Origin of the sequence: Streptomyces sp. MS191, from assembly GCF_008042125.1 — a bacterium.
Lineage (GTDB): Bacteria > Actinomycetota > Actinomycetes > Streptomycetales > Streptomycetaceae > Streptomyces.
The window spans coordinates 1-21,289 of record NZ_RDBI01000031.1 but is presented as its reverse complement, the minus strand read 5'-3'; the positions used below and the strand labels follow the sequence as shown (position 1 = coordinate 21,289).

Below are 21,289 nucleotides of genomic sequence, written 5' to 3'. Positions count from 1 at the left end.
GCTGGGCATGTGCGACAACGTCCGCAACACGCCGCGGCCTCGGCTCACCGCTGTGGGTGCTGCGGATGCTGCGGGGCGAGACCGTCGAAGAGAGAGCCTCAGCGGCCTCCAGGTGAGGCGGCGGAGGGCAGGCGTAGCGCCGCGCGCTCAGGCGAATCCGCCGACCTCGGTGCGCGTCGTCTGCACAGGAGTACCCAAATGTCATCTTTCATGCCTCGGGGAGACCATGAGCCAGCAGTACCCGCACCAGCAGCCCGGTGATGAACCCACCCAGCAGACCGGGCCGCAATCCCCTCCGCTCAAGAAGCGTTCCAAGGGCAAGATCGCCGGCTTCGGCTGCCTCGGCATCGTCGCCCTGTTCATCGTCATCGGCGCCCTCGGCAACGGCGGTGACAGCGGTGACAGCGGTGACAGCGAGAACCCGGGCACGCCTGCCGCGAAGAGCAGTGCGCCCGCCGCGCGGAAGCCCGCGCCGAAGAGGGACGCGGCGAAGGACACGAAGGAGACGGGACCCGTCACCGTCACCGCGAAGAAGACCCGGTTCGCGAAAAGCATCCTCGCCGACAGCACCGACTACACCAGTGTCCTTGTCACGATCAAGAACGACGGTGACAAGGCCATCGACGTGAACCCGCTGTACCTGACGATCACCGACACGGCCGGCACCAAGCACACCGCCGAGCTCGGCGTCGACGAGAAGCAGATCGCCACGGTCAAGCTCAGTCCCGGTGAGAACGTCTCCGGCACCGTGACCGGCAAGGGCACGTTCACCCCGAAGTACGTGACCTACACCGATGGACTCATCGGCGACTCCGTACGCGGCAACGTCTCCTGACCGACTGCCGGTCCAGCTCTGCCTCAGGACAGCGGCCGACCGGCATGGTGAGGCCGCCAACCAAGCGGCATTGCTGTCAGGGATGAAAGCCGCCGCCGCCGTCCGCACGGGCGGCGGCCTCGGGCCGACCGATTCTTCAGCGACGTCGGTTCCCACCACGTTCCCGCGGACCACGTTCTCGTCGCGTTCGGCCGCACAACGCGGCGAGGACGCGCACCTTGCAACTCAGCTCACCCTGCGCAGCGGCAGGCTGTCCGGCGTCTTGTCGCCGACCTCGGCAAGACCGCACGCTCTTCGAAGGCCGCGCCGCCTCGTACGGCCCGCGACGACGGACCCGTCATGGCGCTGGTGTCTCGCCGGCGGTGCGCGGTGCCGTGAGGGTGAAGAGTCCGCCCCCGGAGTCGCGCAGGGACGCACGCCGTTCGGCGGCTGTGCTGACCACCGGGGAGACGAGGCGACCGGAGCGGGACTCGGCCTGCGCGATCGCTGCGTCGAGATCGGCGACGGAGAAGTGAACATGCCATCGCGGGCGCCCCAGCGGATCCGGATCCGTCCGCGCCGCGCCTCCACTGATGCGAGCGACGATGTCGTGGTCGTGGTGCAAGGCGACCTCCGATCCCTCATAGGTCACTTCGCACGACCCGGGTCGCCCGGTCCCCCATTCCAGAACCTGGCCGTAGAAAATGGCTGCTTCGAAGGCGTCCTTGGTCCGCAACTCGAGCCGGGCCGGTGCCTTGCGTGTACCGATCCTCCAGCCCGGCCGCACCCTGCCTTCCCAGATCCCGAACGTCGCGCCGTCCCTGTCCGCGGCCAGCGCGGCCCTGCCACCGCCGAAGGACAGGGGACCCACTGCGACAGTCGCGCTGCGCTCACGGATCCGGTCGGCTGCCGCGTTCGCGTCGGTCACGGCGAAGTACGGCGTCCACGCGACCGCCGCGGCGTGACCGGTCAACACCCCCAGGCCGCCGACCGGCGCGCCGTCCTGAAGCGCCACGCAGAAGTTCTCGCGGCGTGTGTCGGGCCGGAAGTCCCATCCCAGCACCGCGCCATAGAAGTCCTGCGCCGCTCCGAGATCCTGGGTCAGCAGGGTGACCCAGCAGGGAGCACCGAACATCGCGTCACTGAAAACCGCCACCACGAACCTCGCTCTGTGCTGAGCCCCTCGACCGTTCGCGGGCCGCCCGGGGCACCAGTGGGGTGCGACGCGCCGGCCGTGCGGTCGGCGCCAGGTCAGCTTGCCAGGCGCTTCGGTCCGCTCCGGCCAGCCACTCCAGAGGGGCTGCGCGCCTCTGATGAGGCAGCCGGAGCGCGGGCAGCGGCATGACGGCCAGATCCGCGCAAGCCATCGCCCCACCTGTGGAGGCGCGACCGGATGGGGAGGGACACACCTCCTCCACGAGTAGGCCGCTGCCGGCGATCTACCCGGCCGCTCACACATGACCCGCGATGCCCTCGTGAAGAGGCCCTGACGTCCCCGGGGTGAGCGATGCATCGCCGGGGCGGAAAACTCGCACACCGTGCTCCCGATTTCCCGCTTGCCGTGGACCTTGCGTGTCCCGGATCCCGTCCGGACGGCCGCTGCCACGCTCCGGTTGCCGCCGACATGCGTGTGAGCGAGCGTGTAAGGAGGGTTCGGGGGTGCCTCGCATGACCAACATCTGCTCGTCCGGCTCTCCAGGAGGAGGAGACATGACCCATCCCGAGCAGGACTCCACCCAGCAGGAGGGGCCCGCGGACGGCGGCGCGACCGGTGAACGCGACGTCCACGACGGCGGCGCGGACGGAGGAGCCGAAGGCCCCGCCGACGGCGGTGCGACCGGCACACCCGACGTCCACGACGGCGGCGCGGACGGAGGAGCCGAAGGCCCCGCCGACGGCGGCGCAACCGGCACACCCGACGTCCACGACGGCGGCGCGGACGGAGGAGCCGAAGGCCCCGCCGACGGCGGCGCAACCGGCACACCCGACGTCCACGACGGCGGCGCGGACGGAGGAGCCGACGAGACCGGCAGTGGCGTTTGAGTTCCGTCCCCATGACGCTTCGGGACAGCGGGCCCGACACCGGCGGCGGGGTACTCGAGGCACGTCTGGTCAGCCTCAGCCGCGAGGATTTCGCCCGCGACGTCTGGGGGCGTGCCCCGCTGCTGACGCGCGGAGCCAGTGACTTCTCGGACCTGCTCTCGGCATCCGCCGTGGATGAGCTGATCTCCCGGCGCGGGCTGCGCACGCCGTTTCTGCGAGTCGTCGACAACGGCTCCCCCCTGCCTGAGTCCTCCTTCACGTCTCCCGGCGGGGTCGGGGCGACGATCGCGGACCAGATCGACGACACCGCTCTGTGGCGCAGCTTCGCCGCCGGCAGCACCCTGGTCCTCCAAGCGTTGCAACGAACCTGGGAACCGATCACGGAGTTCGCTTCGCGGCTCGGTACCGAGCTGGGCCACCCCGTTCAGGCCAATGCCTATGTCACCCCACCGCAGAGCCGCGGGTTCGACGACCACTACGACGTCCACGACGTCTTCGTCCTTCAGATCGCCGGCAGTAAGCGCTGGACGGTCCGCGAGCCCGTGCACCCTGATCCGTTGTCCGACCAGCCCTGGACGCTTCACCGCGCGGCGGTCGTCGACGCCGCCCGGGAAGTGCCGTGCATCGACACCGGCCTCGAACCGGGGGACGTCCTGTACCTGCCACGGGGCTGGCTGCACGCCGCCGAAGCACAGGGCTCGGTGTCGATCCATCTGACGCTCGGCATCCACAACTGGACGCGGTACGCGCTGGCCGAACAGCTCGCACAGTCTGCCCTTGCCCTGTTGCGTGCGGACCCGGAGATGCGCGGCTCCCTCCCCCTGGGCACCAGCGGGCCGGGAGACGACCTGACCCTCGTGCGGAAGCGCCTCGTAGCCGCCTTGGCCGACTCCGATCCAACGCCCGCCTTCCACCGCACCCGACGCTCCCAGTCCCGCCCCGCACCGATGGGACCGCTGGCACAGCTCGCGGCGGTGGACAACCTCGCCCCTGATACGCCGGTGCGCCTTCGCCATGCGCTGGCAGCCCGGCTGGAAGGCGTGCGCCTGACCACGCGCGTGGGCTGGCTCGACCTCCCTACTGAGGACCTCCCGTCGGCGCACCAGGTCCTCGACGAGGACGTCCACAAGGCGGGCGACCTCGGGCTGCCGTTCGTCGAACGGCTCCTGCGTGCGGGTGTACTGGTGGCTGCCGAGCCATGAAGCGCCCAGCATGAAGGCTCCGGCACGCTTCTTCTGCGCCGAGGCGGCCCGCCTGCGCGGCGACGCGCTCGCCGGCACGGCGCCCTACGGCTTGGTCTGGATCCTCATCGAGTACCGGTCCGGGTGGCCGGCCAACGGGTACGAGGGCCTCGACCTCGAACCCGATGTCAAGGCGCGGGTGTACTCGGCCGCCCGGGCAGCGCGCGCCCGGATCCTGCTCATCCGACGCCCCGGACGCCGCCGGCCCGACGTTCCGCCACGGTGGGCGGTCCTCCACCACGACAGGGGCGGCGCCCACCGTCAGACATGGGGCACCTGGCAGAGCGACCAGGACCTGGCCGGGATCATAGGAGCCCTGGGCGCGCCCGGAGAACGGGGCCGTCCTCCCCTCCTCCTGGTCTGCGCCCATGGTGTGCACGACACCTGCTGCGCCATCCGCGGCCGTCCGGTGGCAGGGGCACTGACCGACCGGTGGCCGGACCTGGTCTGGGAGTGCACGCACGTCGGAGGCGACCGCTACGCCGCCAACGTCCTCGTCGCACCCGACGGCGTCTATTACGGGAATCTCGACGCCCCGACGGCGATGGTGATGCTCGAGGAGCATCTGGCGGACCGTATCCACGTCGACCACCTACGCGGATACACCGATCTCGTTCCACCCCAGCAGGCCGCTCTGTCCGCAGTGCTCCACCACGCGGGGCCGTCCGGCCGGCACGACTACGTCGTCGAGGAGACGGTGCGGCAGGACGACCGATGGCGCATGCGCATCGCCGGCCGGCCTGTCGGATTGTCGGTGTTCGAGGTCGAGGTCCACGCCCGTCGCGCCGCGCCACATCAGCTGACCTGCCGAGGCCTGTCCGCCAGCTCGGCGGTGTACTACGACGTCGCGTCGCTTCACGTCGGGTCACGATGAGCATCGAGCCACCGCTGCGGCGGCCCTGAGGCGGGTGAGGTCGGGCAGACGAGGTGTACGGACGCGGAGGCGGTACCCAGCGGGAACGACGAGGTCGCCGCTCCGCAGCCGCCGATGGAAGGCTCCGACGACCAGCTGAAAACGCTGGTCCGCTGGAACTGACCCACGACCGCCCGACCGGGGAGAGCTCTGCGGATGCGATCCCGCACGGCGCAGCAGGTTTCCCGGTCGGCGGCCAGGCTTGCCCGGAGCATCGCTCTTTCAGTAACCGGTGCCGCGCTTGACCTGTGCGCGCTCGACCCCGTGCGTGGCGCCCTTGTCGTCCAAGGTCCGACACGCGTCGGCGATGTCCTCACTCAGGCGATCGATGTGCTCGCGGCTCAGGGTCTCCTTGACCAGGGCACGCATGATCTTCACGCCCTCCGCGTTGGGCGGGAGCGTGTATGCGGGCACCATCCAGCCCCGCTCCGCGGCGAGTTGCCAGGCGACGTCGGACTCGTCGTACGCGTGCTTGCCGGCGAGGCGGAAGGCGACCAGCGGCAACTGCTCGAGATCCCTCCCGATCACTTCGAAGCGGCCGCTGCTACGCAGGTTCTCCGCCAGCACGTGGGCGTTCTCCTGCATCATCTTCATGATGTACGTGTAGCCCTGGCGACCGAGGCGGACGAAGTTGTAGTACTGCGCGAGCACCATCGACGCGCCGGTGGAGAAGTTCAGTGTGAACGTCGCGTCGGTCTTGCCCAGGTAGTTCTCGTAGAACACGAGATCCTTGGGCAGGTCGGACTCTTCACGGAAGATCAGCCAGCCGATGCCGGGGTAGACCAGGCCGTACTTGTGTCCCGAGACGTTGATCGAACGGACCTGCTCCAGCCGGAAGTCCCATTTCGAGTCCGGGTAGAGGAAGGGCCACACGAAGGCGCCGCTGGCTCCGTCGACGTGGATGGGGATGTCGAGGTCTCGCTCCTTGCGGATGTCCCGCAGGAGCTTGTCGATCCCGACGACGTCGTCCTTGTGGCCGGTGAACGTGGTACCGAGGACGGCGACGACGCCGATCGTGTTCTCGTCGAGGTGAGGCTCCACGTCTTCCGGGCCGATCGTGTACTTGTTCTCGGCCAGCGGCACGATCCGCGGCTCGACGTCGAAGTAGCGGCAGAACTTCTCCCATACGACGTGGACGTCCCCGCCGAAGACCAGGTTGGGTCGGTCGACGGACAGATGGGCGGCCTGCCGGCGCGCCCGCCATTTCCACTTGAGCGACAACGCCCCGAGCATGATCGCCTCGGACGAGCCCTGGGTCCGGCATCCGGTGGTCTTGCCCGGCGCGTTGAAGAGGTCGGCGAGCATGCGCACGCACCGCTGCTCGATCTCCGCGGAGATCGGGTACTCCGCGTGGTCGATGAAGTTGCGGTGGAGATTCTCGGCAATGATCCGTTGTGCTTCTGGCTCCATCCACGTGGTGACGAACGTCGCGAGGTTGCGCTGCGGGTCCCCCTCCATGGCGAGGTCCACGGCCAGCAGCCTCATCGCGTCCGTCGCCGCCATTCCCTCCTCGGGGAAGGTCTGGGAAGGAGCGGGGGCGGTCAGGAATCGGTTACCGAAAAGAGCCGCATCATCACGCTTGGTCATAGAGTGATTGAAACAGCGCCGGTGGCCGCCTCGGCGAAGAGACACGCGAAGCAGAACGACGGCCTCTGCCATGCGTACACGCGGCGGTCGGCGTACGGCAGAAATGCAACCGACGTACGACAGACCGGTTGAGACGGGCCCCGCCGCATGCCGCCGCGCCCGCACCATGGTGGAACCGCCCGAGACATCCCAGTCGACCTCGCCGGCCGAACCGTTCAGGCGGGCCACGCCGCTGCATGCCGCTCCGCACCCGGAGCAGTATCCCGTCGATCACCTGCCGGTGATCCGCGACCTGCCACAACGCCGGCCTACCGACCGGTGCCGGGGTCAGCAGTCGCGTCAATGAAGACCTCGGAGTCGCGCACCTTCGAAAACGGGAAGATCATTTACGGACCGACCTCAGGGACCGCTGAGCGCGACTTCTGAATGTGCGCTCAGCGGTAGTCGTCGGGGTGATCCTGCATCCACACATTGATCCGGTCGCGAACGCCGATCAGCTCGGTGCGATGCCTGTCCAGGTTCTTCGCGGAGACGTCGCCGTCGAGCGTCGTGCGGAGGCTGCCGATCCACGCGATGGGCTCGGGGAAGTGACCAGGCCCCTTCGGGTCCGCCTTCATCGCGGCATCGAGGCCCATCACTTCTTCGTGGACCCTGCCCAGGACGTATGCGCAGTCTCCCGAGCCGGGTGTGCAGCTGTCGTTGAGTGTGGCCTGGAGCCCGGCGAAGGCGTCACGGACCAGTTCCGGCCCTGGAGAGGGCTCGATGGCCGGCGTGACGGAGGGCGTCTCCCGCACCACGGCGTCCTGCGGTACAGCGGTGGATGAGGAGCGGGAGGTACCCCGGGTCTCAGCGCCCCCAGAGGAATCGTCCGGACCAGCCGAACAGGACAGCAGACAGGCCGCGGTTACCGCAGTGACTATCGCCGTACGCCGGACACGCCGGATCAGCATGAGGCCCCCCTTGTAGTGATCACGACGACTCTACTGCTCGAGCGCGGCAATGGAACACCGGTACGGGCGACATCGACATCACCACCCGGGGGAGCTCCGCAGGCGGCTGCGAAGACGTCCTCGGATGAGGATCCGTGGCGTCACGGGCATGCGACGAAGTCCGCGCCGCTCAGAAGCTCTCGAGCCGGGTGATGGATCGTGCGACTTCTTCACTGAGCGCCCTGGCCGGCGTCGTGCCCCCGCCAGGGATTGCGGGGCAGCCCTCAGGGACCCCCAGCGAGCGTGGCGGGGCGCACCGATGCCACCGAAGATCGAGGTCGGGCCGTCTCTCGTCCCGGGCTCGTCCGATTGGACGGATCTTCCGACGGTCGCGCCGGGTGCGGCAGAGCTGAGGTTATGAATGCGGCACCGAACCATCCATGAGCATCCACCTCAGGAGCCACACGATGCGCCCCATCAGAGCAGCCTGTCTCGGCACGGCAACTGCGCTGGTCACCCTTCTCGCCTGCGCCCCTGTTGCTGCCGCGTCCGCGACGGGCAGCGATCCCTCCCCCGCCAAGGGCAAAGACCGGGTCATCACACTCATCGGTCGGCTCGCGGAGCAGTCACGCTTCCCGGTCAACCCCGGCGGCGCCCCCGCCCAGGGCGATCGGACCGTCGTCCGCTCGCTCCTCTTCGACGAGGCCGGCAAGCAGGTCGGCGAGACCGCCGGCACCTGCACCACCACCCGGGTCACCGACGGTGGAGCGGAGGTGTGCGCCGTGACGTACACCCTCCCGGGCGGCCAGCTCTCCGTGCAGGGGATGGTCTTCGGTCACCTCAAGCCGGGCCCTCCCCCTTCGTTCGACAACGGGATCACCGGCGGCACCGGGGAATACGCCCGGGCTCGTGGCTCGGTCCACGCCGACACGATCGCTACGGGCACGAGGCGCTTCACGATCAACCTCAAGGGCTGACCGACCCGGCCGCCGCCTGGTGAGGCCTGACCGGGGCGAGCCCGAAACCCCTCCAGGGACAGCACCTGTCGACCGGCTCGGAGGGCAGATGCTGATCGACTGGTCCAGGAATGCCAGGAAGACTGACGGCAGTTCGGGGGCGAGACCACCCACTACGACCGCAGAGGGACGGGCGGGACTGATGGGCCCTGGATGTCCAGGACGACGGCAGTTCCAGCGACAGTCCGGTCTTCGTGCATGGTGATCACTTGGCCGGGCTGAAGCTGCTGCCACTTCGGCGGAGAGAGCGGGGCGAGACGCACCGTGGCCTGTTCTCCGGGCTCCATGAAGGGCGCGAACTCCACCCAAAGGGCGGCTGTGCAGAGGTCGGGTTCGCCTGTCCGGGTTCTCCCCCCGATGTTCCACATCGGTCGTAGGACGCCGGCGCCGGAGAAGGGTGTCTGCCGGCGTCCCTCGTGGGCCGGTACCAGGGTGAGGTCGACTCGGATGATGCCGTTGCGGGTTTCGAAGCAGCGCCAGTGACACCAGGCCGCGCTCCGGTCGAGGCGCATCTGCTCGGCGGCGGTGGCGAGGGTCTGCCAGAACGTGAGGGGAAGCGGTTGGACCTCACCAAGCTGCTCCAACAGGTCGAGAGCGACTTCCCACTCGTCGTGGGCGAGGTACTCCCAGACGTCGTTCACCGTGATGTCGTTCTCGGTGGCGACGGCTTCGGGGACCAGCAGGGAGGCGGCTTCCAGCAGCTTGGGAACGTCCATGCCCCGATTCTGGAATGACGACGACATCTCGTCGAGATCCGAAACCGTCGCGACACCGCCGTGACGGAAGCCGTGACGGAAGCCGAGACGACGAAGGCTTCGTCGAAGGCGGGCCCCCGCGATCGAACCGGCCACACGGACTTCCGTGCCCGGCCGGCTCCACGACCCGGAATCCCCGGTGCGCCGGCCCGCGGAGGTTTCGCGGACCATGCTGGTCGCCCGACGTGCGCGTCCCGCGCATGTCGGCCGATGATGGGAGTACGGCCGAACACGCGGAGCTGACCATGACGGGTTGGCATGTCAGGGACTACACCCAGGACGATCTCGAAGCGGTGATCCGAGTCGACGCGGAGAGCGGCACGGCCGAAGAGCCACCCCTCTTTCCGCTCTCGGACGCCGTGGCGGCCCTCCAGGCCCTCCACCCGGCGGTGGTGGCCACCGCGGACGATGTGGTGGTCGGCGCCGCGGTGAGCAGGGTGGACGGTGAGCGGGCGTGGATCCTGCGCATCAGCATGTCGCCTGCCTGGCGGCACCAGGGGCTCGGCAGTGATCTGATCACGGCTCTGGAGCACCGGCTGTTCGCCGGTGGCGTCCGGACGGTCCACGCGGTCCTGCCCGACGGCGAGACCGGTGCCACCGCCTTGCACAACTGCGGCTTCGGCGCCCGTGCGGGCCTGGTCTTCTTCGAGAAGCGCGGTCGGGTGACTCCTCAGGCGGTCAGCATGCTCTCGTCGCTCGGAGCGGAGCTGCCACCCGGTGACCTGTGGCAGAAGGTCGCGGGCATGCAGAGGGAGAAGGAGCTCATCGAGCGGCGCCTGGTCCTGCCACTGGCCCATCCCGAAATGGCCGCCCAGCACGGGGTCGAGCTGCCACGGGCGGTGATGCTGTTCGGGCCGCCGGGGACGGGGAAGAGCACGTTCGCGCACGCGATAGCCAGCCGTCTGCGATGGCCGTTCCTCGAATTGTTCCCCGCCCGGCTGGCTGCCGAGTACGGGCTGGCGAGCGGGCTGAACCGTCGCTTCGACGAGATCGCCCGGCTCGACCACGTCCTCGTCTTCATCGATGAGGTCGAGGAGATCGCGGGGACCCGGAGCGGCGCGGACGCGACCGCGGTCGGTGTCGTCAACGAACTACTCAAGGCGATCGTCCGTTTCCGGGGCCAGGACGGACGGCTGCTCGTCTGCGCCACCAACGACGTGACCACCCTCGACACCGCGTTCCTGCGGCACGGCCGTTTCGACTACGTGCTGCCGATCGGCCCGCCCGACGACCGCGCGAGGACCGCCCTGTGGGAGAGCTATCTGACCCGAGCGGCCGCGGAGGCCGACAGCGCGGTGCTGGCGTCCGCCAGCGAGGGGTTCACCCCTGCCGACATCGCGCATGTGGCGCGCACCGTTTCCCAGGCCCAGTTCGAGCTCACCTTCGACACCGGTACCCGGGCCCGACCCACCACCGAGGACTACCTGCGCACGATCGGCGAGACCATGCCCACGGTCAGCGCGGCCATGGCTCAGGAGTTCGCTCACCAGACCGAGGCGTTCGCCCGGATCTAGGACGCGGTTCGAGGACCGGGCCGGGCCCGTGACCAACCCTCCTCCGCTGCCTCCATGCTCCGTACTCCCTCGCCCTCGAGGGCGACCTTCGCGGAGGTGCCGCCGGGTTCCGGGTCGACGGTGATCAGTCCTCCGCCCGCCGGGTAGGTGCAGGCGGCAGCCGGCGACGACGACGTACGGACCCGCCGCACCCCGAGATCGCCACGGATCTCCCGCGGTCGCCCGTGGCTCCCACGCGGGCCGTGCGTCGGAACGGCCCGCGTGGGTCATCGCTGCCCGTATCCGACCGGCTGCCGGTCCGGCCGTCGGTCGGCTCAGCGGCGGAGCTTGTTCATGTCGAGGAGCTGGTCGGCCGCCGGCGGGCTGGCGTCCACGGGCTCGTCGAACTCGCTGAGCACGATGGAGGAGGGAAGTTCGCCGCCGCCGGTCGTGCTGATCTCGACGGGGTAGGGCTCGCCGGTCTTCGCCACGTGGACCGTGGTGACCTCGGTGCCCTCACGGCTGTAGACGACGGCGACCGGCCTGCCGGCCCGCTCGATGTCAGCCCCGCGCTCCATGGCGCCCGAGTCGCCTTCGATCTTCTCGACCAGCGTGGAGAGTTCGCAGAAGTYCTGRCGGGTCATCGCCTTGGCCGTCTTCTTGTCGACCTTGATCCAGCGCCCCTTGATGGCCTCGACGATCGTGTCGACCTGGCGGGCAGTCGCCTTCTTCGACGAGGCCAATGAGGCCCGCCAGAACTTCTCGTCGCCGTTGAGGTAGACCGAGCTGGTCTTCTTGATGAGCTTCAGGGCACTCCCGTCCGGCTGGGTGATCTTGCCCCGGCAGGATCCGGTCCGGTCCATGGAGATGTCCATGGTGTAGATGTGGCCCTGGCCGTCCGGGCCGCTGCCGGTGAAGCGCAGCGACCTCGCGTTTCCGAGCGCGGTCCTGGCCTTGTCACTGATCTGCTCGCCGCTCAGGCCGTCGAAGGCGTCCTTGGGCTTCGTCGGGCTCGGACTGCCGCTCCGGGTCGGCTGCGCACCGGTGTCGGTGGTGCTCGGACCGCAGGCGGTGCCGGTGATCATGGCGGTGGTGATCAGAAGCGCGGTCGCGGCGGCGCGGCGACCGGTGGTGTGGTGCTTCACTGCTGGGTTCCCTCCCCTTTGAACAGCGAGACTGTACGGCGTGGGGATGATCGCTGCGCTGCCCGGGTGGCCGTGTACTCGCACGACCATCGGAACCTTGAAGTGGCGTACCCCTGGGGAACGGTGAGGTCGCCACCGCGCATCCCGCCCCGGCGGGACCGTCGCGGTCACCGCCGTGCACGCGACCTCGCACCGTTCGCTGCCCCCTTCCCGGCCTCCGGTCCTGACATCGCGCTCCGGGTTCGCTCGCCGAGGGTCACCGGTCCCGAGCCGACTCGGGGTTGCGAACCGGCGCCCGGCTCTGACCTCGATGTTTCATTGGCCTGGACTATTGCGGAGAGTGATCACCTCGGGAATGATTCCCCGTCGTGACCGTCTTCTTGGCCGCCGTATTCGGCGTGTTCCTCATCGTGCTCTACCGCCTCTTCGTCACCCCCCGCCGTACCGCCGGCTGGGTCCGCGAGGATTTCGTGGCGTCCGCCTACGGCCTTCCGCCCCGTGAGCAGCTCGACTCGCGGCGCCCCGGCCCGCCACCGCCGGCCCACCGGGCGGAGGAGCGACAGGCCGTGGCCGAAGCCGCATGGGCGGGAGACTGGAAGCCCGCCGAGCGGTATGTCCTGGCCGCAGGCGAGGACTGGGACGAGCGTTGGGCCCGGCTGGAGCTCCTGCAGCAGGTCGCCCGGGAGGACGACGCCTGGCTCGACGCCTGGCGCGTCGCGGAGCCCGGGAACTGCGACGCGGCCACCCTCCACGCGAGCATGATGGTGCACCGCGCCTGGGAGATCAGAGGCAGCGGCTTCGCCCACGAGGTCATGACCTCGGACATGAACCGCTTCCGCGCCATGCTCCCGGCCGCGATCGAGGAGGCCCGGGAGGCCGCCGCTCTGGACCCCGCGAACCCTGGCCCCTGGGTCGTGATGGTCACGGCAGCGCGCGGAGCCCAGTACAGCCGCGGGCAGTTCAAGCCGCTCTGGGCAGGGCTCGTCGCCCGCGCACCCCACCACTACGAGGGGCACTGGCAGGCCCTCCAGTACTGGTGCGCCAAGTGGTTCGGCAGCGACCGGCGGATGTTGCGGTTCGCCGGCCAGGCGGTTCGCAAGGCCCCGCCCGGCAGCCCGCTCGCCGGAATCTACCTGCACGCGCTGAACGAGCTCACCGACCGGCCCACGCCGGCCGCGCTGCCCGTCACGCCCATGAGAAGGAACCTGCTGAAGCAGGTGGCCACCTCCTTCGACCAGGTCACGCCCGACGACGAACGCCTGCCGGTCCTGCGCCACCTGCTGGCGCACTACCTGCTCCGTTCGATGATGTACGGGCCCGCCCTGGAGCAGTTCCGCCTGATCGGACCGTGGTGCGGCGCCCATCCCTGGCGCGAGGACGGGAATCCGGCGATGGCCTTCGAAGTGGCTCGCGGCACGGCCGCGAAGTTGTCCCGTACCCGTCCCTCCCCGACACCGCAGGCTTACGGAATAGGTCGCTAGGGGGCGTCTTGTCGATCACGCCGGGAGCCCGGCAAGATCGACAAGACACCCCTAGGGGACGCGAGCGAGCAAGTGGGCGTCGAGGAAGCCTCGTTCGGAGGCCGGATCGTGGAGCAGCCGGGCGACGATGTCCAGTCCGGCCGCGGCCAGCATCTCCGCGAGCCGGTCCGCGGGCCAGCTGTAGGCCGGCGCCACCTTGTGGTCGAAGCGGATGGGCTCGGGCCCCTCGGTTCCGAAGAACGAGACCAGGAGCAGACCTCCTGGCGCCAGAACCCGTACCTGCTCGGCGAGCAGCGCGGGCAATTCCCCGGGCGGGGTATGGATCATCGAATAGTGGGCCAGGACGCCGCCGAGGGTGCCGTCCTCGAGTGGCAGGGCCTCCATCCGTGCCTCGTCGAACCGGAGCGTCGGATGGGCACGCCGGGCATGGTCGACCATGCCCGGGGAGAGGTCGAGCCCGAAGGCGTCCAGCCCCAGGTCGTGCAGCATGGCCGTCAGGTGTCCAGGTCCGCATCCGACGTCGGCTGCCCGTCGGTTCCCCGTGCCGCGCACCAGCTCGGCGAAGGTGGCGATCATGTTGCGCGCGAACGGCTGTGTCTCCAACCGATCGGCGAACATCGACGCGTACAGCTCCACGACCCCGTCGTAGGCCGCTCTGGTCTCCTCCTGGTGCCCCATCACGGGAGGGAAGCTAGCAGTCGCGCGCGTTCGCACGCTCTCCGGCCCCGGCCGGTCCCCGCACCGGAGCGCGGTCAGGGCGTGGCAGCCGGGCCGGAACGTCGCCAAGACGCGGACGCGGTCAGGGCGTGGCAGCCCCGGTCAGGGGCGCGCTCGTCACCTGTACTCCGACCTCGCGCGCGGTCGATCCTGAAGGGGGTCCGCCTTCCGGAGGACGTGGAGCCAGGAGCCGACGTGCGGCCTGCGGCGCAGGAGTGTCCGGCGTTCGCGTTCCGTCATGCCGCCCCAGACGCCGAACTCGATCCGGTTGTCGAGCGCTTCCGCCAAGCAGGCGAGACGCACGCGGCAGTCGGTGCACACACTCTTTGCGCGCTTCTGGTCCGAGCTCGGGCCGAACAAGCCTTCCGGGTCGGCTGTCCGGCAGTTCGCCTCATCGGACCAATGGTCGTCCTTCTCCAACGTTCCGTCCTCCCCGTCGGGGGCCGTGCCGCTCCCGGGTCATGAGCCTATGCCGTTCCAGGGGCGCCACCTGAACGACGTCAACCGCTCGGTGGCCCAGGACCGTTCCCCCGGCTGAGCGCACGTGCTCCCGGGCGACGCTACGGGGCGACGTTGCTCGTGAGGGTGATGTGTCCCGACAAGGCGACACCCGCACAGGTGCAGCAAGTAGCATCCGGCCCCAACACCCATCCCGCACAAGGAGCGTGGCCGCTGTGGCCGACGAGCAGGTCCATCCCCCGATCCAGACCAAGTACGCCGAGCAGCTTGCCGCCGATCTGGCAGCCAACCAAGCCGAGCAGGCCACCCTCACCGCGCGCCTGAACCAGCTGCGCCAGGAGGAGAAGTGGCTGGCCGGCACCCTTGATTCCATGCCGGTGGCGGAGAACGTCGAGGCGTCATCGCCGGCCGCCGACCAGCCGGCGACCACCGTCGCCCCGACTCCGGGAGGGCGGGACGAGGCGGCCGTGCCGCAGCCGCGGGCGGAGAAGACCGCGAGCGGCGCCGCCCCGGCGAAGAAGGGCACCGCATCGAAGCGCACCGCGAGCAAGGCGCAGGCCAGGTCCGCTCCGGCGAAGAAGACGGCGGTGAGGAAGACCGCGCCCGCGAAAAAGACGGAACCCGCCAAGGCTGCGGCCAGGAAGTCCGTCAACTCGCAACACCCCACACTCGGCGAACTCCTCACCGATCTCCTCCAGCAGCAGCCCGGTGAGCCGAAGAAGGTCAGCGAGATCCGCGCCGAACTGGAGACGTCGCACCCCGAGCGTGCGACATCGGAGCAGGTCGTGCGCAACGCACTGACCAAGCTGGTGGCGCAAGGAAAGCTGGAGAAGGACAACCGCCAGGGCCTGGTCCTCTACACGTGGCCCGCAGCTGTTCCCGCCACCGAGGCGAAGGACTCCGGTTCCGCCGAGGTGGTCCCGGCCGGGGCCTGAGGGAGCCGGGTCGGAAAAATCGCTTGAGTGCGCGGCGGCGGCGCCGACAGGATCGGGGAACACCGATGAGTTCTTCCCGGCGCTGCGGTCTGTCGGTGTGACCTGTACGTGCGGAGAACACTCACCTGACGGAAGGCGCCATGCTCGCACCACACGCCACACCCACGCTCCCGCCCGACCGTGTCACCGCCGTGTTGCGGATTCTCGTGCTGTCCACGTTCGTCGTTCTCCTCAACGAGACGATCATGGTCAACGCGATCCCGCGGCTCATGCGCGAGTTCGAGGTCACCGCGGCGGCCGCGGGGTGGCTGTCCACGGCCTTCATGCTCACCATGGCCGTCGTCATCCCGGTGACCGGGTGGTTCCTCCAGCGTGTGACGACCCGGACCGCCTTCGGCCTGGCCATGACGCTGTTCATCGCCGGCACGGCGCTGGCAGCGGCCGCACCCGCCTTCCCCGTGCTCCTGATCGCCCGCGTCATCCAGGCCAGTGGCACCGCCGTCATGATGCCGCTGCTCATGACGACGCTGATGACCCTCGTGCCTCCGCACGACCGCGGCCGTGTCATGGGCAACATCACCCTCGTCATCTCCGTCGCACCCGCCCTCGGCCCCGCGGCCTCCGGCGTCCTGCTGCAGCTGGGAACGTGGCGCCTGCTGTTCCTGGCCGTACTGCCCATCGCCGGAGCCATGGCGATCGTCGGTCGGCGCCAACTCGTCAACATCGGCGAACCGCAGGCCGTCCCGATCGACTGGCCGTCCGTCCCTCTGGCGGCTGCGGGCTTCGGCGCCCTGGTCTACGGCCTGAGCGGTCTCGGCGCCGGGGACGAAGCCACCGCGGTCGTGCCCCCGGAGGCCACGACCCTGGTCGGTGCCGTGCTGGTCGGCCTGTTCACCTGGCGGCAGCTGGCACTGCAGCGCTCGTCCGCACCGCTGCTGGACCTGAGGGCCCTGACGTTTCGCCACTTCTCCGTGGCACTCGGCCTGATGTGCCTGTCCTTCATGGCACTCATGGGCGCGTTCATCCTGCTGCCGATCTACCTGCAGGAGGTGTGCGGCCTGACCTCACTGCAGACCGGGCTGCTCCTCATCCCCGGCGGCCTGACCATGGGCCTGCTCGGACCACAGGTCGGAAAGCTCTACGACCGGCTCGGCGCACCACGGCTGGTCGTCCCCGGAGCCGCACTCACCGCGCTCTGCCTCACGCTGTTCGCCTTCACGGGCGAACAGACCTCGCCGTGGCTGGTGCTCGCCCTTCACGTGGCGCTGAGCGCCGGCATGGCGTTCGTCTTCACTCCCGTCTTCACCTCCGGCCTGTCCGTACTTCCGCCGCACCTGTACCCGCACGGATCCGCCATCCTGGGCTCGCTCCAGCAGGTCGCGGCCGCCGCCGGCACCGCCCTCGTCATCAGTGTCATGTCGGGACGCGCCGCCACCGCAGCAGCCGATGGCGCCGACCCCACGGACGCCCTGGCCACGGGCATCCAATGGGGATTCGGCATCGGCGCCGCGCTCGGTGGGCTGGCGGTGCTGGTCGCACTGCTGGTCCGCACCCCGCCCGTTCCGCAACAGCCTGATGCGCCGGAGGCCAAGGACGAAGACGGCACCACGACGACCAAGACCGCCGCTGAGCCCGCCTAGGTCGTGTCCGGGGGAACGCCGTGCGGCCGGGGTGCCGACGGTGACCCCGATCCGAGTCCGCGGATCCGAGCGCTACGCCCGTCACCGACCAGGTGATCCCCGGCCGGTGACGGGCGTACTTCGCCCTCGGCGCGGCCATGCCGGGGCTTGAGCCGGACCGGTGCTCGTCGTCCGCGGTCGTCGCAGGTCCAGGGCCGCTTCCCACCTCTGTGGGCGCCTCTCGGCAGGGCCATCTAGGATGACGACCGCGCGTTGGTGGCGCATGCGGTTGACGTCACGCGAGGTCCTGCCAGGTGAGCGGTCTTCCGTAGCTGAGACGTCCGACCGGATGCGTCCGGGAAGCTGTTCTACGGGGGAGATTCGCGGTGTTCGGAATCATCAGGCCGTGCCGTCATCGGCTGGGCGAGGGCTTGCGTACCGAGTGGATGGCGCACTTGTGTGGGCTGTGCCTGGCGTTGCGCGGAGAGTACGGGCAGTTCGCCCGGGTGGCCACCAACTATGACGGTCTGATCGTCTCGGTACTGACCGAAGCGCAGTCGGAGCGAACCGGCGACTGGCGGCGAGGGGCCGGCCCGTGCCCGCTGCGCGGAATGCGGTCGGCGGACGTGGCGCAGGGCGAGGGCGCACGGCTGGCGGCGACGGTGTCGCTGGTGCTCGCCGCCGCGAAGATACGTGACCACGTGGCCGACCGCGACGGCCTGTTGGGACGCCGCCCGGTGGCGATGGCAGCACGCCGTATCGCCGACGGCTGGGACCGCGCGGGTGCCGCAGGCGGCGAACGGCTGGGCTTCGACACCTCGGTGCTGCTCGGCGCGGTCGAGCGCCAGCCCGGGATCGAGCGGTCGACCGGCCGAGGTGGCTCGCTGCTGACGGTCACGGAACCCACGGAAACGGCAACCGCCGCCGCCTTCGCCTACACCGCCGTGCTCACGGACCGACCGGACAACGCGGAACCGCTTGCCGAAGCGGGTCGTCTGTTCGGCCGACTGGCGCATCTGCTGGATGCGGTGGAGGACCTGGACGCGGACGAGGTGTCGGGCGCGTGGAACCCGATCGCCGCGACCGGCGCGGACCGCGCGGAGGTGCGCAGACTCTGCGACGACGCCGTTCACGGAATCCGGCTCTCCCTGTCCGATGCCGTGTTCGTCGACGGGCGCCTGGTACAGGCTCTCCTGGGTGGCGAGTTGGAGCGCGCTGTCGATCGCGTCTTCGACCCCCGGCATCGCCACCATCAGCACGACCGCCGGACGCCGAGCCTGCGCATGCTGCCTTGGCTGGGGCGCCGTACGGCGACCCAGGAGCCCTCGGAGACCGGCACCGGCACGGCTTGCGGTGTCGGCGTGCTCGCGGGTGCGGCCCCAGAGGGTGCGCCGACGGCATCCGGGAGGCCGCCGGAGGGAGAGTGCCGGCGGTGTCGCGAGCAGCGTCGGCTGTGTGGCGACTGCAGGCTGTGCTACAACTGCTGCCGCTGCGACGACGACGCGGATCCGGGTGACGGGGAGCCCTGGCAGTTCGGCGACGGCAACAGCGGCGGCGGCTCGAGCCGGGATGCCTCCGGCAGGGGCGGTTCCGGCAGGGACGGTTCCGGGGGTGACGGCTGGTTCGGCGGGCATGGTGGCGGCAACTCGTCCGGCTCCTCGGGGGGTTCGGGCGGAGGCCACGGGTTCGGCGGCTCTGGTGGTTCCGGCGGGGGCTCTGGTGACGGCTGTGGCGGGGGCTGCTGCAACCCGTGCAAGTGCTGCTGCGACTGTTGCGACTGAACGACGAACGACGAACGACGAACGAACCATGCGAGCCCCGAGGGGAACCGGCGCTGGAGCTTCTCCACACCGGCCCGGGGCGCCTGGAACGCGGGCCCACCAGGGCTCCTGGTGGGACCTGCGTCCAGGGACGGGGCCCTTCCCTGGACAGCTCCACTCCCGCACCCCGCCTCCGGGTACGATCGCCGGACACGTGCTGGATGTTGACCTGGGAGGGGTCCCATGCGCGCTGAGAGTTTCACCCGCAGCATCGGCGGCACCGAGTACACCATCGACCGCCAGGCCGTCATCACAGCCGCCTCGGAGATACCCCCGACCCACGCCCAGGACCTCACGCAACGCGAACTCTTCGTCATGATCGGCACCGGCCTCTACTACGGCCCCGACCTGATCGAGAAAGTGACCGGCGCGAAGGCGCGATTGGACGGTCGCGAGGCATACGACCTCCTCGGCTCGATCGGCTTCCGCCAGGTCCGCGCCGACTGGGGTCACCTGTCCGACAACTGGCGCAGCAGCAAGTGACGCCCACTCAACCGTTTTTACCTCCGCATGCTGCGCACCGCGGACGTCGCCCTTGACGTCGTCCTGGCCTGCCCGCGGGCCGCTGTCGCGGCCGGCAGGCACGCCGAGAGCGACGCCCGTTGCGCCCTGGATGAGGTCGCCGAACACGGCGGCCGGCTCAACCCGCCGAACGGGAGCGGGGAGAGGGGAGCCGGAAGAGTCCGTTCAGTCGGCGCAGGGCCTCGGTGTCGCCGCTCGCCGTGGCGGCCCCTGCCGCGATCGCCTCGGCGAGGGTCTGCCCCTGGGCAGTCACCCCGAGGAACACCTCTTCGCTCATGGCGACCGTCGCGTCCGGGTGCTGGGCGGGGCCGTGCAGCGCCTCGATCGTCCCGTCGTCGATCCGGGCGTGGAAGACCTCGTCGCCGACCCGGAACTCGTAGACGGCGCGGAGTCCGGCCGCGGCCTTCGCCTCGAAGCAGGCACGGAGGCCGAGGACCGCCCAGCCGGGGTGGAAGGTCTCGGTCTCCCGCCGTTCGCCCATGGCCCACTTCATGCCCCAGCGGGCCAGGGACAGGACGGCGGGGCCGAGTTCCTGTCCGGCCTCGGTGAGGGCGTAGGCAGGAGTGCGGGCGGGCGGCGGGAGCGTGATCTTGTGGACGAGACCCTCGCGTTCGAGGTGCTTGAGCCGGGCCGCGAGCAATCCGGTGCCGAGGCCGCGCAGGCTGGTCTGGAGGTCGCCGTAGCGTTTGGGCCCGGTGAGCAGTTCGCGGATCAGCAGCAGGGTCCAGCGTTCGCCGACGAGGTCGAGGGTGCGCGCGGTCGCGCAGTACTGGTTGTACGTTCGCTGCTCCACGTCCTCATTCTAGACTTCGCGCTTCTTGTTTCTGAATCGCCGGCTTTCCGGGTCCGCGGACGTCCAGCAGCAGCCGGGCGAGCGGCTCCGGATCGGTCAGCATGATGTCGTGCGGGCCGTCGAGCGCGCGGGTCCGGTAGCCGAGGGCCGCGCCGAAGCGGTCGAACGGAAAGGTCGAGGGGCGGCAGTGGACGGCCGTGCCGGGTATCGCGTCGACGCGCCCGGTCAGCCGGCTGGCCTCGGTGAACGTACGCAGAGGCTGAGGGACGAGTCGTGCGGCCAGCCAGGCCGCGTCGTCGGGTTCGACGATGCCGTAGGCGGCCGGGGGTGGCGCCGGCACCAGGTGTCCGTCGGGCGATGCCGCGGCGGCGGCGCGCATCGCGTCGGCGAAGGCCTGGGGGGCCAGAGCGAACAGACCGGCTCCGTCGGGTCCTGCCCAGCCGTCCACGAGCACGATGTGGTCGACGGTCCGGCGCGCCGCGTCCGCTGCTTCCCGGACGACCAGGCCCGCGTAGCTGTGGCCGACCAGGACGAGTTCGTCGTCGTCCGGGACCGCGTCGAGGGCGGCGCCGACGGTCCGGGCGTGATCGTGCAGCCCGCGGTCGCCCGGCGTGCCGAGGTCCGGGGTGGTGGTGCGGGCCCCGGCGGCGTGCAGCAGGGGGACGACGCGGTCCCAGGCCCAGGGGCCGTGCCAGGCGCCGTGGACGAGTACGTAGGTGGTGGTCATCGGGTCTCCCGGCGCAGCAGGGGCAGCAGTTGGTCGGCGAGCTCCTCCAAGCCGGCCTCGTGGTCGTCGGTCGCCAGGCGGATCACCAGGTGCCGGGCGCCGGCCTGCACATAGCCGGCGAGGTGGTCGGCGGCCTGGCGGACGGTGCCGGCGAAGAGGCACTGCACGGCGGCGACGCGTTCGAGCGGGGCGTCGTAGTAGCGCTCGACGCTGCTCCGCATGCGGTGGTGAGCCCTTTCCTGGTCCTGGTCCAGACAGAGCGTCATGTACAGGGCGGGAA

20 protein-coding genes and 1 pseudogene are annotated in these 21,289 nt (G+C 70.0%); 11 read left to right on the top strand and 10 right to left on the bottom strand.

Going from position 1 to position 21,289, the window contains the following annotated elements; genetic code table 11:
• The first annotated feature begins 226 nt into the window (after nt 1-226).
• Nucleotides 227-835 (top strand): DUF4352 domain-containing protein, encoded by a 609-nt coding sequence (locus EAO71_RS03590; protein WP_147976301.1) that lies wholly within the window; start codon nt 227-229, stop codon nt 833-835.
• A 337-nt stretch (nt 836-1,172) separates the two neighbouring features.
• Here the strand turns inward: EAO71_RS03590 and EAO71_RS03585 are convergent, their stop codons facing one another.
• The gene (locus EAO71_RS03585; protein ID WP_187282552.1) at nt 1,173-1,949 is read right to left on the bottom strand and encodes a VOC family protein; all 777 of its coding nucleotides are present in this window, start codon (nt 1,947-1,949) and stop codon (nt 1,173-1,175) included.
• 575 nt (nt 1,950-2,524) lie between these two features.
• Here EAO71_RS03585 and EAO71_RS03580 point away from each other — a divergent pair.
• The 3 genes from EAO71_RS03580 to EAO71_RS03570 are packed head-to-tail and all read left to right on the top strand — an operon-like array spanning nt 2,525 to nt 4,972.
• Complete coding sequence (locus tag EAO71_RS03580; RefSeq protein WP_147976300.1) at nt 2,525-2,857, top strand: BatC protein; 333 nt, start codon at nt 2,525-2,527, stop codon at nt 2,855-2,857.
• A gap of 11 nt (nt 2,858-2,868) precedes the next feature.
• A complete protein-coding gene (locus EAO71_RS03575; RefSeq protein ID WP_147976299.1) occupies nt 2,869-4,059 on the top strand; it encodes a cupin domain-containing protein in 1,191 nt (396 codons plus the stop codon).
• A 10-nt stretch (nt 4,060-4,069) separates the two neighbouring features.
• Nucleotides 4,070-4,972 carry a sucrase ferredoxin gene (locus EAO71_RS03570; protein ID WP_147976298.1) on the top strand — a complete coding sequence of 301 codons (903 nt, stop codon included), beginning with the start codon at nt 4,070-4,072 and terminating at the stop codon, nt 4,970-4,972.
• Between the two features lie 261 nt (nt 4,973-5,233).
• Here the strand turns inward: EAO71_RS03570 and EAO71_RS03565 are convergent, their stop codons facing one another.
• Nucleotides 5,234-6,598 carry a glutamate decarboxylase gene (locus EAO71_RS03565; protein ID WP_147976297.1) on the bottom strand — a complete coding sequence of 455 codons (1,365 nt, stop codon included), beginning with the start codon at nt 6,596-6,598 and terminating at the stop codon, nt 5,234-5,236.
• A gap of 434 nt (nt 6,599-7,032) precedes the next feature.
• Nucleotides 7,033-7,392 (bottom strand): hypothetical protein, encoded by a 360-nt coding sequence (locus tag EAO71_RS03560; protein WP_315986585.1) that lies wholly within the window; start codon nt 7,390-7,392, stop codon nt 7,033-7,035.
• Nucleotides 7,393-7,994: 602 nt separating this feature from the next.
• Here EAO71_RS03560 and EAO71_RS03555 point away from each other — a divergent pair.
• Complete coding sequence (locus EAO71_RS03555; protein ID WP_261991974.1) at nt 7,995-8,504, top strand: allene oxide cyclase barrel-like domain-containing protein; 510 nt, start codon at nt 7,995-7,997, stop codon at nt 8,502-8,504.
• A 152-nt stretch (nt 8,505-8,656) separates the two neighbouring features.
• Here EAO71_RS03555 and EAO71_RS03550 read toward each other — a convergent pair whose 3' ends face one another.
• On the bottom strand, nt 8,657-9,259 hold the full coding sequence (locus EAO71_RS03550; RefSeq protein ID WP_147976329.1) for a hypothetical protein: 603 nt from the start codon (nt 9,257-9,259) through the stop codon (nt 8,657-8,659).
• A 284-nt stretch (nt 9,260-9,543) separates the two neighbouring features.
• Between EAO71_RS03550 and EAO71_RS03545 the strand changes: the two genes are divergently transcribed.
• Nucleotides 9,544-10,812, top strand: a complete 1,269-nt coding sequence (locus EAO71_RS03545; RefSeq protein ID WP_147976294.1) for an ATP-binding protein — start codon at nt 9,544-9,546, stop codon at nt 10,810-10,812.
• A 314-nt stretch (nt 10,813-11,126) separates the two neighbouring features.
• On the opposite strand, the gene EAO71_RS03535 is transcribed toward EAO71_RS03545, so the two are convergent.
• Entirely contained in the window at nt 11,127-11,936 is an 810-nt protein-coding gene (locus EAO71_RS03535) for a hypothetical protein (protein ID WP_147976292.1), read from the bottom strand.
• Between the two features lie 368 nt (nt 11,937-12,304).
• Between EAO71_RS03535 and EAO71_RS03530 the strand changes: the two genes are divergently transcribed.
• Complete coding sequence (locus EAO71_RS03530) at nt 12,305-13,417, top strand: hypothetical protein (RefSeq protein ID WP_147976291.1); 1,113 nt, start codon at nt 12,305-12,307, stop codon at nt 13,415-13,417.
• Between the two features lie 51 nt (nt 13,418-13,468).
• On the opposite strand, the gene EAO71_RS03525 is transcribed toward EAO71_RS03530, so the two are convergent.
• Complete coding sequence (locus EAO71_RS03525) at nt 13,469-14,095, bottom strand: class I SAM-dependent methyltransferase (protein WP_410093947.1); 627 nt, start codon at nt 14,093-14,095, stop codon at nt 13,469-13,471.
• Nucleotides 14,096-14,251: 156 nt separating this feature from the next.
• Nucleotides 14,252-14,554, bottom strand: coding sequence for a WhiB family transcriptional regulator (locus tag EAO71_RS03520; protein ID WP_147976289.1), 303 nt, complete (start codon nt 14,552-14,554; stop codon nt 14,252-14,254).
• 254 nt (nt 14,555-14,808) lie between these two features.
• Here EAO71_RS03520 and EAO71_RS03515 point away from each other — a divergent pair, with 254 nt between their 5' ends.
• From EAO71_RS03515 to EAO71_RS03500, 4 genes are all read left to right on the top strand, one after another.
• Nucleotides 14,809-15,528: a hypothetical protein gene (locus EAO71_RS03515; RefSeq protein ID WP_147976288.1), complete on the top strand. Its 720-nt coding sequence runs from the start codon at nt 14,809-14,811 to the stop codon at nt 15,526-15,528.
• A gap of 140 nt (nt 15,529-15,668) precedes the next feature.
• A complete protein-coding gene (locus EAO71_RS03510; protein ID WP_147976287.1) occupies nt 15,669-17,168 on the top strand; it encodes a DHA2 family efflux MFS transporter permease subunit in 1,500 nt (499 codons plus the stop codon).
• A 365-nt stretch (nt 17,169-17,533) separates the two neighbouring features.
• Nucleotides 17,534-18,928, top strand: a complete 1,395-nt coding sequence (locus tag EAO71_RS03505; RefSeq protein ID WP_147976286.1) for a DUF5685 family protein — start codon at nt 17,534-17,536, stop codon at nt 18,926-18,928.
• A 222-nt stretch (nt 18,929-19,150) separates the two neighbouring features.
• Nucleotides 19,151-19,450 (top strand): hypothetical protein, encoded by a 300-nt coding sequence (locus tag EAO71_RS03500; protein ID WP_147976285.1) that lies wholly within the window; start codon nt 19,151-19,153, stop codon nt 19,448-19,450.
• 157 nt (nt 19,451-19,607) lie between these two features.
• Here the strand turns inward: EAO71_RS03500 and EAO71_RS03495 are convergent, their stop codons facing one another.
• From EAO71_RS03495 to EAO71_RS03485, 3 genes and pseudogenes are all read right to left on the bottom strand, one after another.
• Nucleotides 19,608-20,282 (bottom strand): winged helix-turn-helix transcriptional regulator, encoded by a 675-nt coding sequence (locus EAO71_RS03495; RefSeq protein WP_147976284.1) that lies wholly within the window; start codon nt 20,280-20,282, stop codon nt 19,608-19,610.
• A gap of 4 nt (nt 20,283-20,286) precedes the next feature.
• Nucleotides 20,287-21,009 carry an alpha/beta hydrolase gene (locus tag EAO71_RS03490; protein WP_147976283.1) on the bottom strand — a complete coding sequence of 241 codons (723 nt, stop codon included), beginning with the start codon at nt 21,007-21,009 and terminating at the stop codon, nt 20,287-20,289.
• Nucleotides 21,006-21,289, bottom strand: a pseudogene (locus EAO71_RS03485) (LLM class flavin-dependent oxidoreductase); the annotation flags it as partial. The gene EAO71_RS03490 and the pseudogene EAO71_RS03485, both read right to left, overlap by 4 nt.

Coding starts and splice junctions, on each gene's coding strand:
- EAO71_RS03590 (WP_147976301.1), top strand. CDS start 227: ATGAGCCAGCAGTACCCGCACCAGCAGCCCGGTGATGAACCCACCCAG.
- EAO71_RS03585 (WP_187282552.1), bottom strand. CDS start 1,949: ATGTTCGGTGCTCCCTGCTGGGTCACCCTGCTGACCCAGGATCTCGGA.
- EAO71_RS03580 (WP_147976300.1), top strand. CDS start 2,525: ATGACCCATCCCGAGCAGGACTCCACCCAGCAGGAGGGGCCCGCGGAC.
- EAO71_RS03575 (WP_147976299.1), top strand. CDS start 2,869: ATGACGCTTCGGGACAGCGGGCCCGACACCGGCGGCGGGGTACTCGAG.
- EAO71_RS03570 (WP_147976298.1), top strand. CDS start 4,070: ATGAAGGCTCCGGCACGCTTCTTCTGCGCCGAGGCGGCCCGCCTGCGC.
- EAO71_RS03565 (WP_147976297.1), bottom strand. CDS start 6,598: ATGACCAAGCGTGATGATGCGGCTCTTTTCGGTAACCGATTCCTGACC.
- EAO71_RS03555 (WP_261991974.1), top strand. CDS start 7,995: ATGCGCCCCATCAGAGCAGCCTGTCTCGGCACGGCAACTGCGCTGGTC.
- EAO71_RS03550 (WP_147976329.1), bottom strand. CDS start 9,259: ATGGACGTTCCCAAGCTGCTGGAAGCCGCCTCCCTGCTGGTCCCCGAA.
- EAO71_RS03545 (WP_147976294.1), top strand. CDS start 9,544: ATGACGGGTTGGCATGTCAGGGACTACACCCAGGACGATCTCGAAGCG.
- EAO71_RS03525 (WP_410093947.1), bottom strand. CDS start 14,095: ATGGGGCACCAGGAGGAGACCAGAGCGGCCTACGACGGGGTCGTGGAG.
- EAO71_RS03510 (WP_147976287.1), top strand. CDS start 15,669: ATGCTCGCACCACACGCCACACCCACGCTCCCGCCCGACCGTGTCACC.
- EAO71_RS03500 (WP_147976285.1), top strand. CDS start 19,151: ATGCGCGCTGAGAGTTTCACCCGCAGCATCGGCGGCACCGAGTACACC.
- EAO71_RS03490 (WP_147976283.1), bottom strand. CDS start 21,009: ATGACCACCACCTACGTACTCGTCCACGGCGCCTGGCACGGCCCCTGG.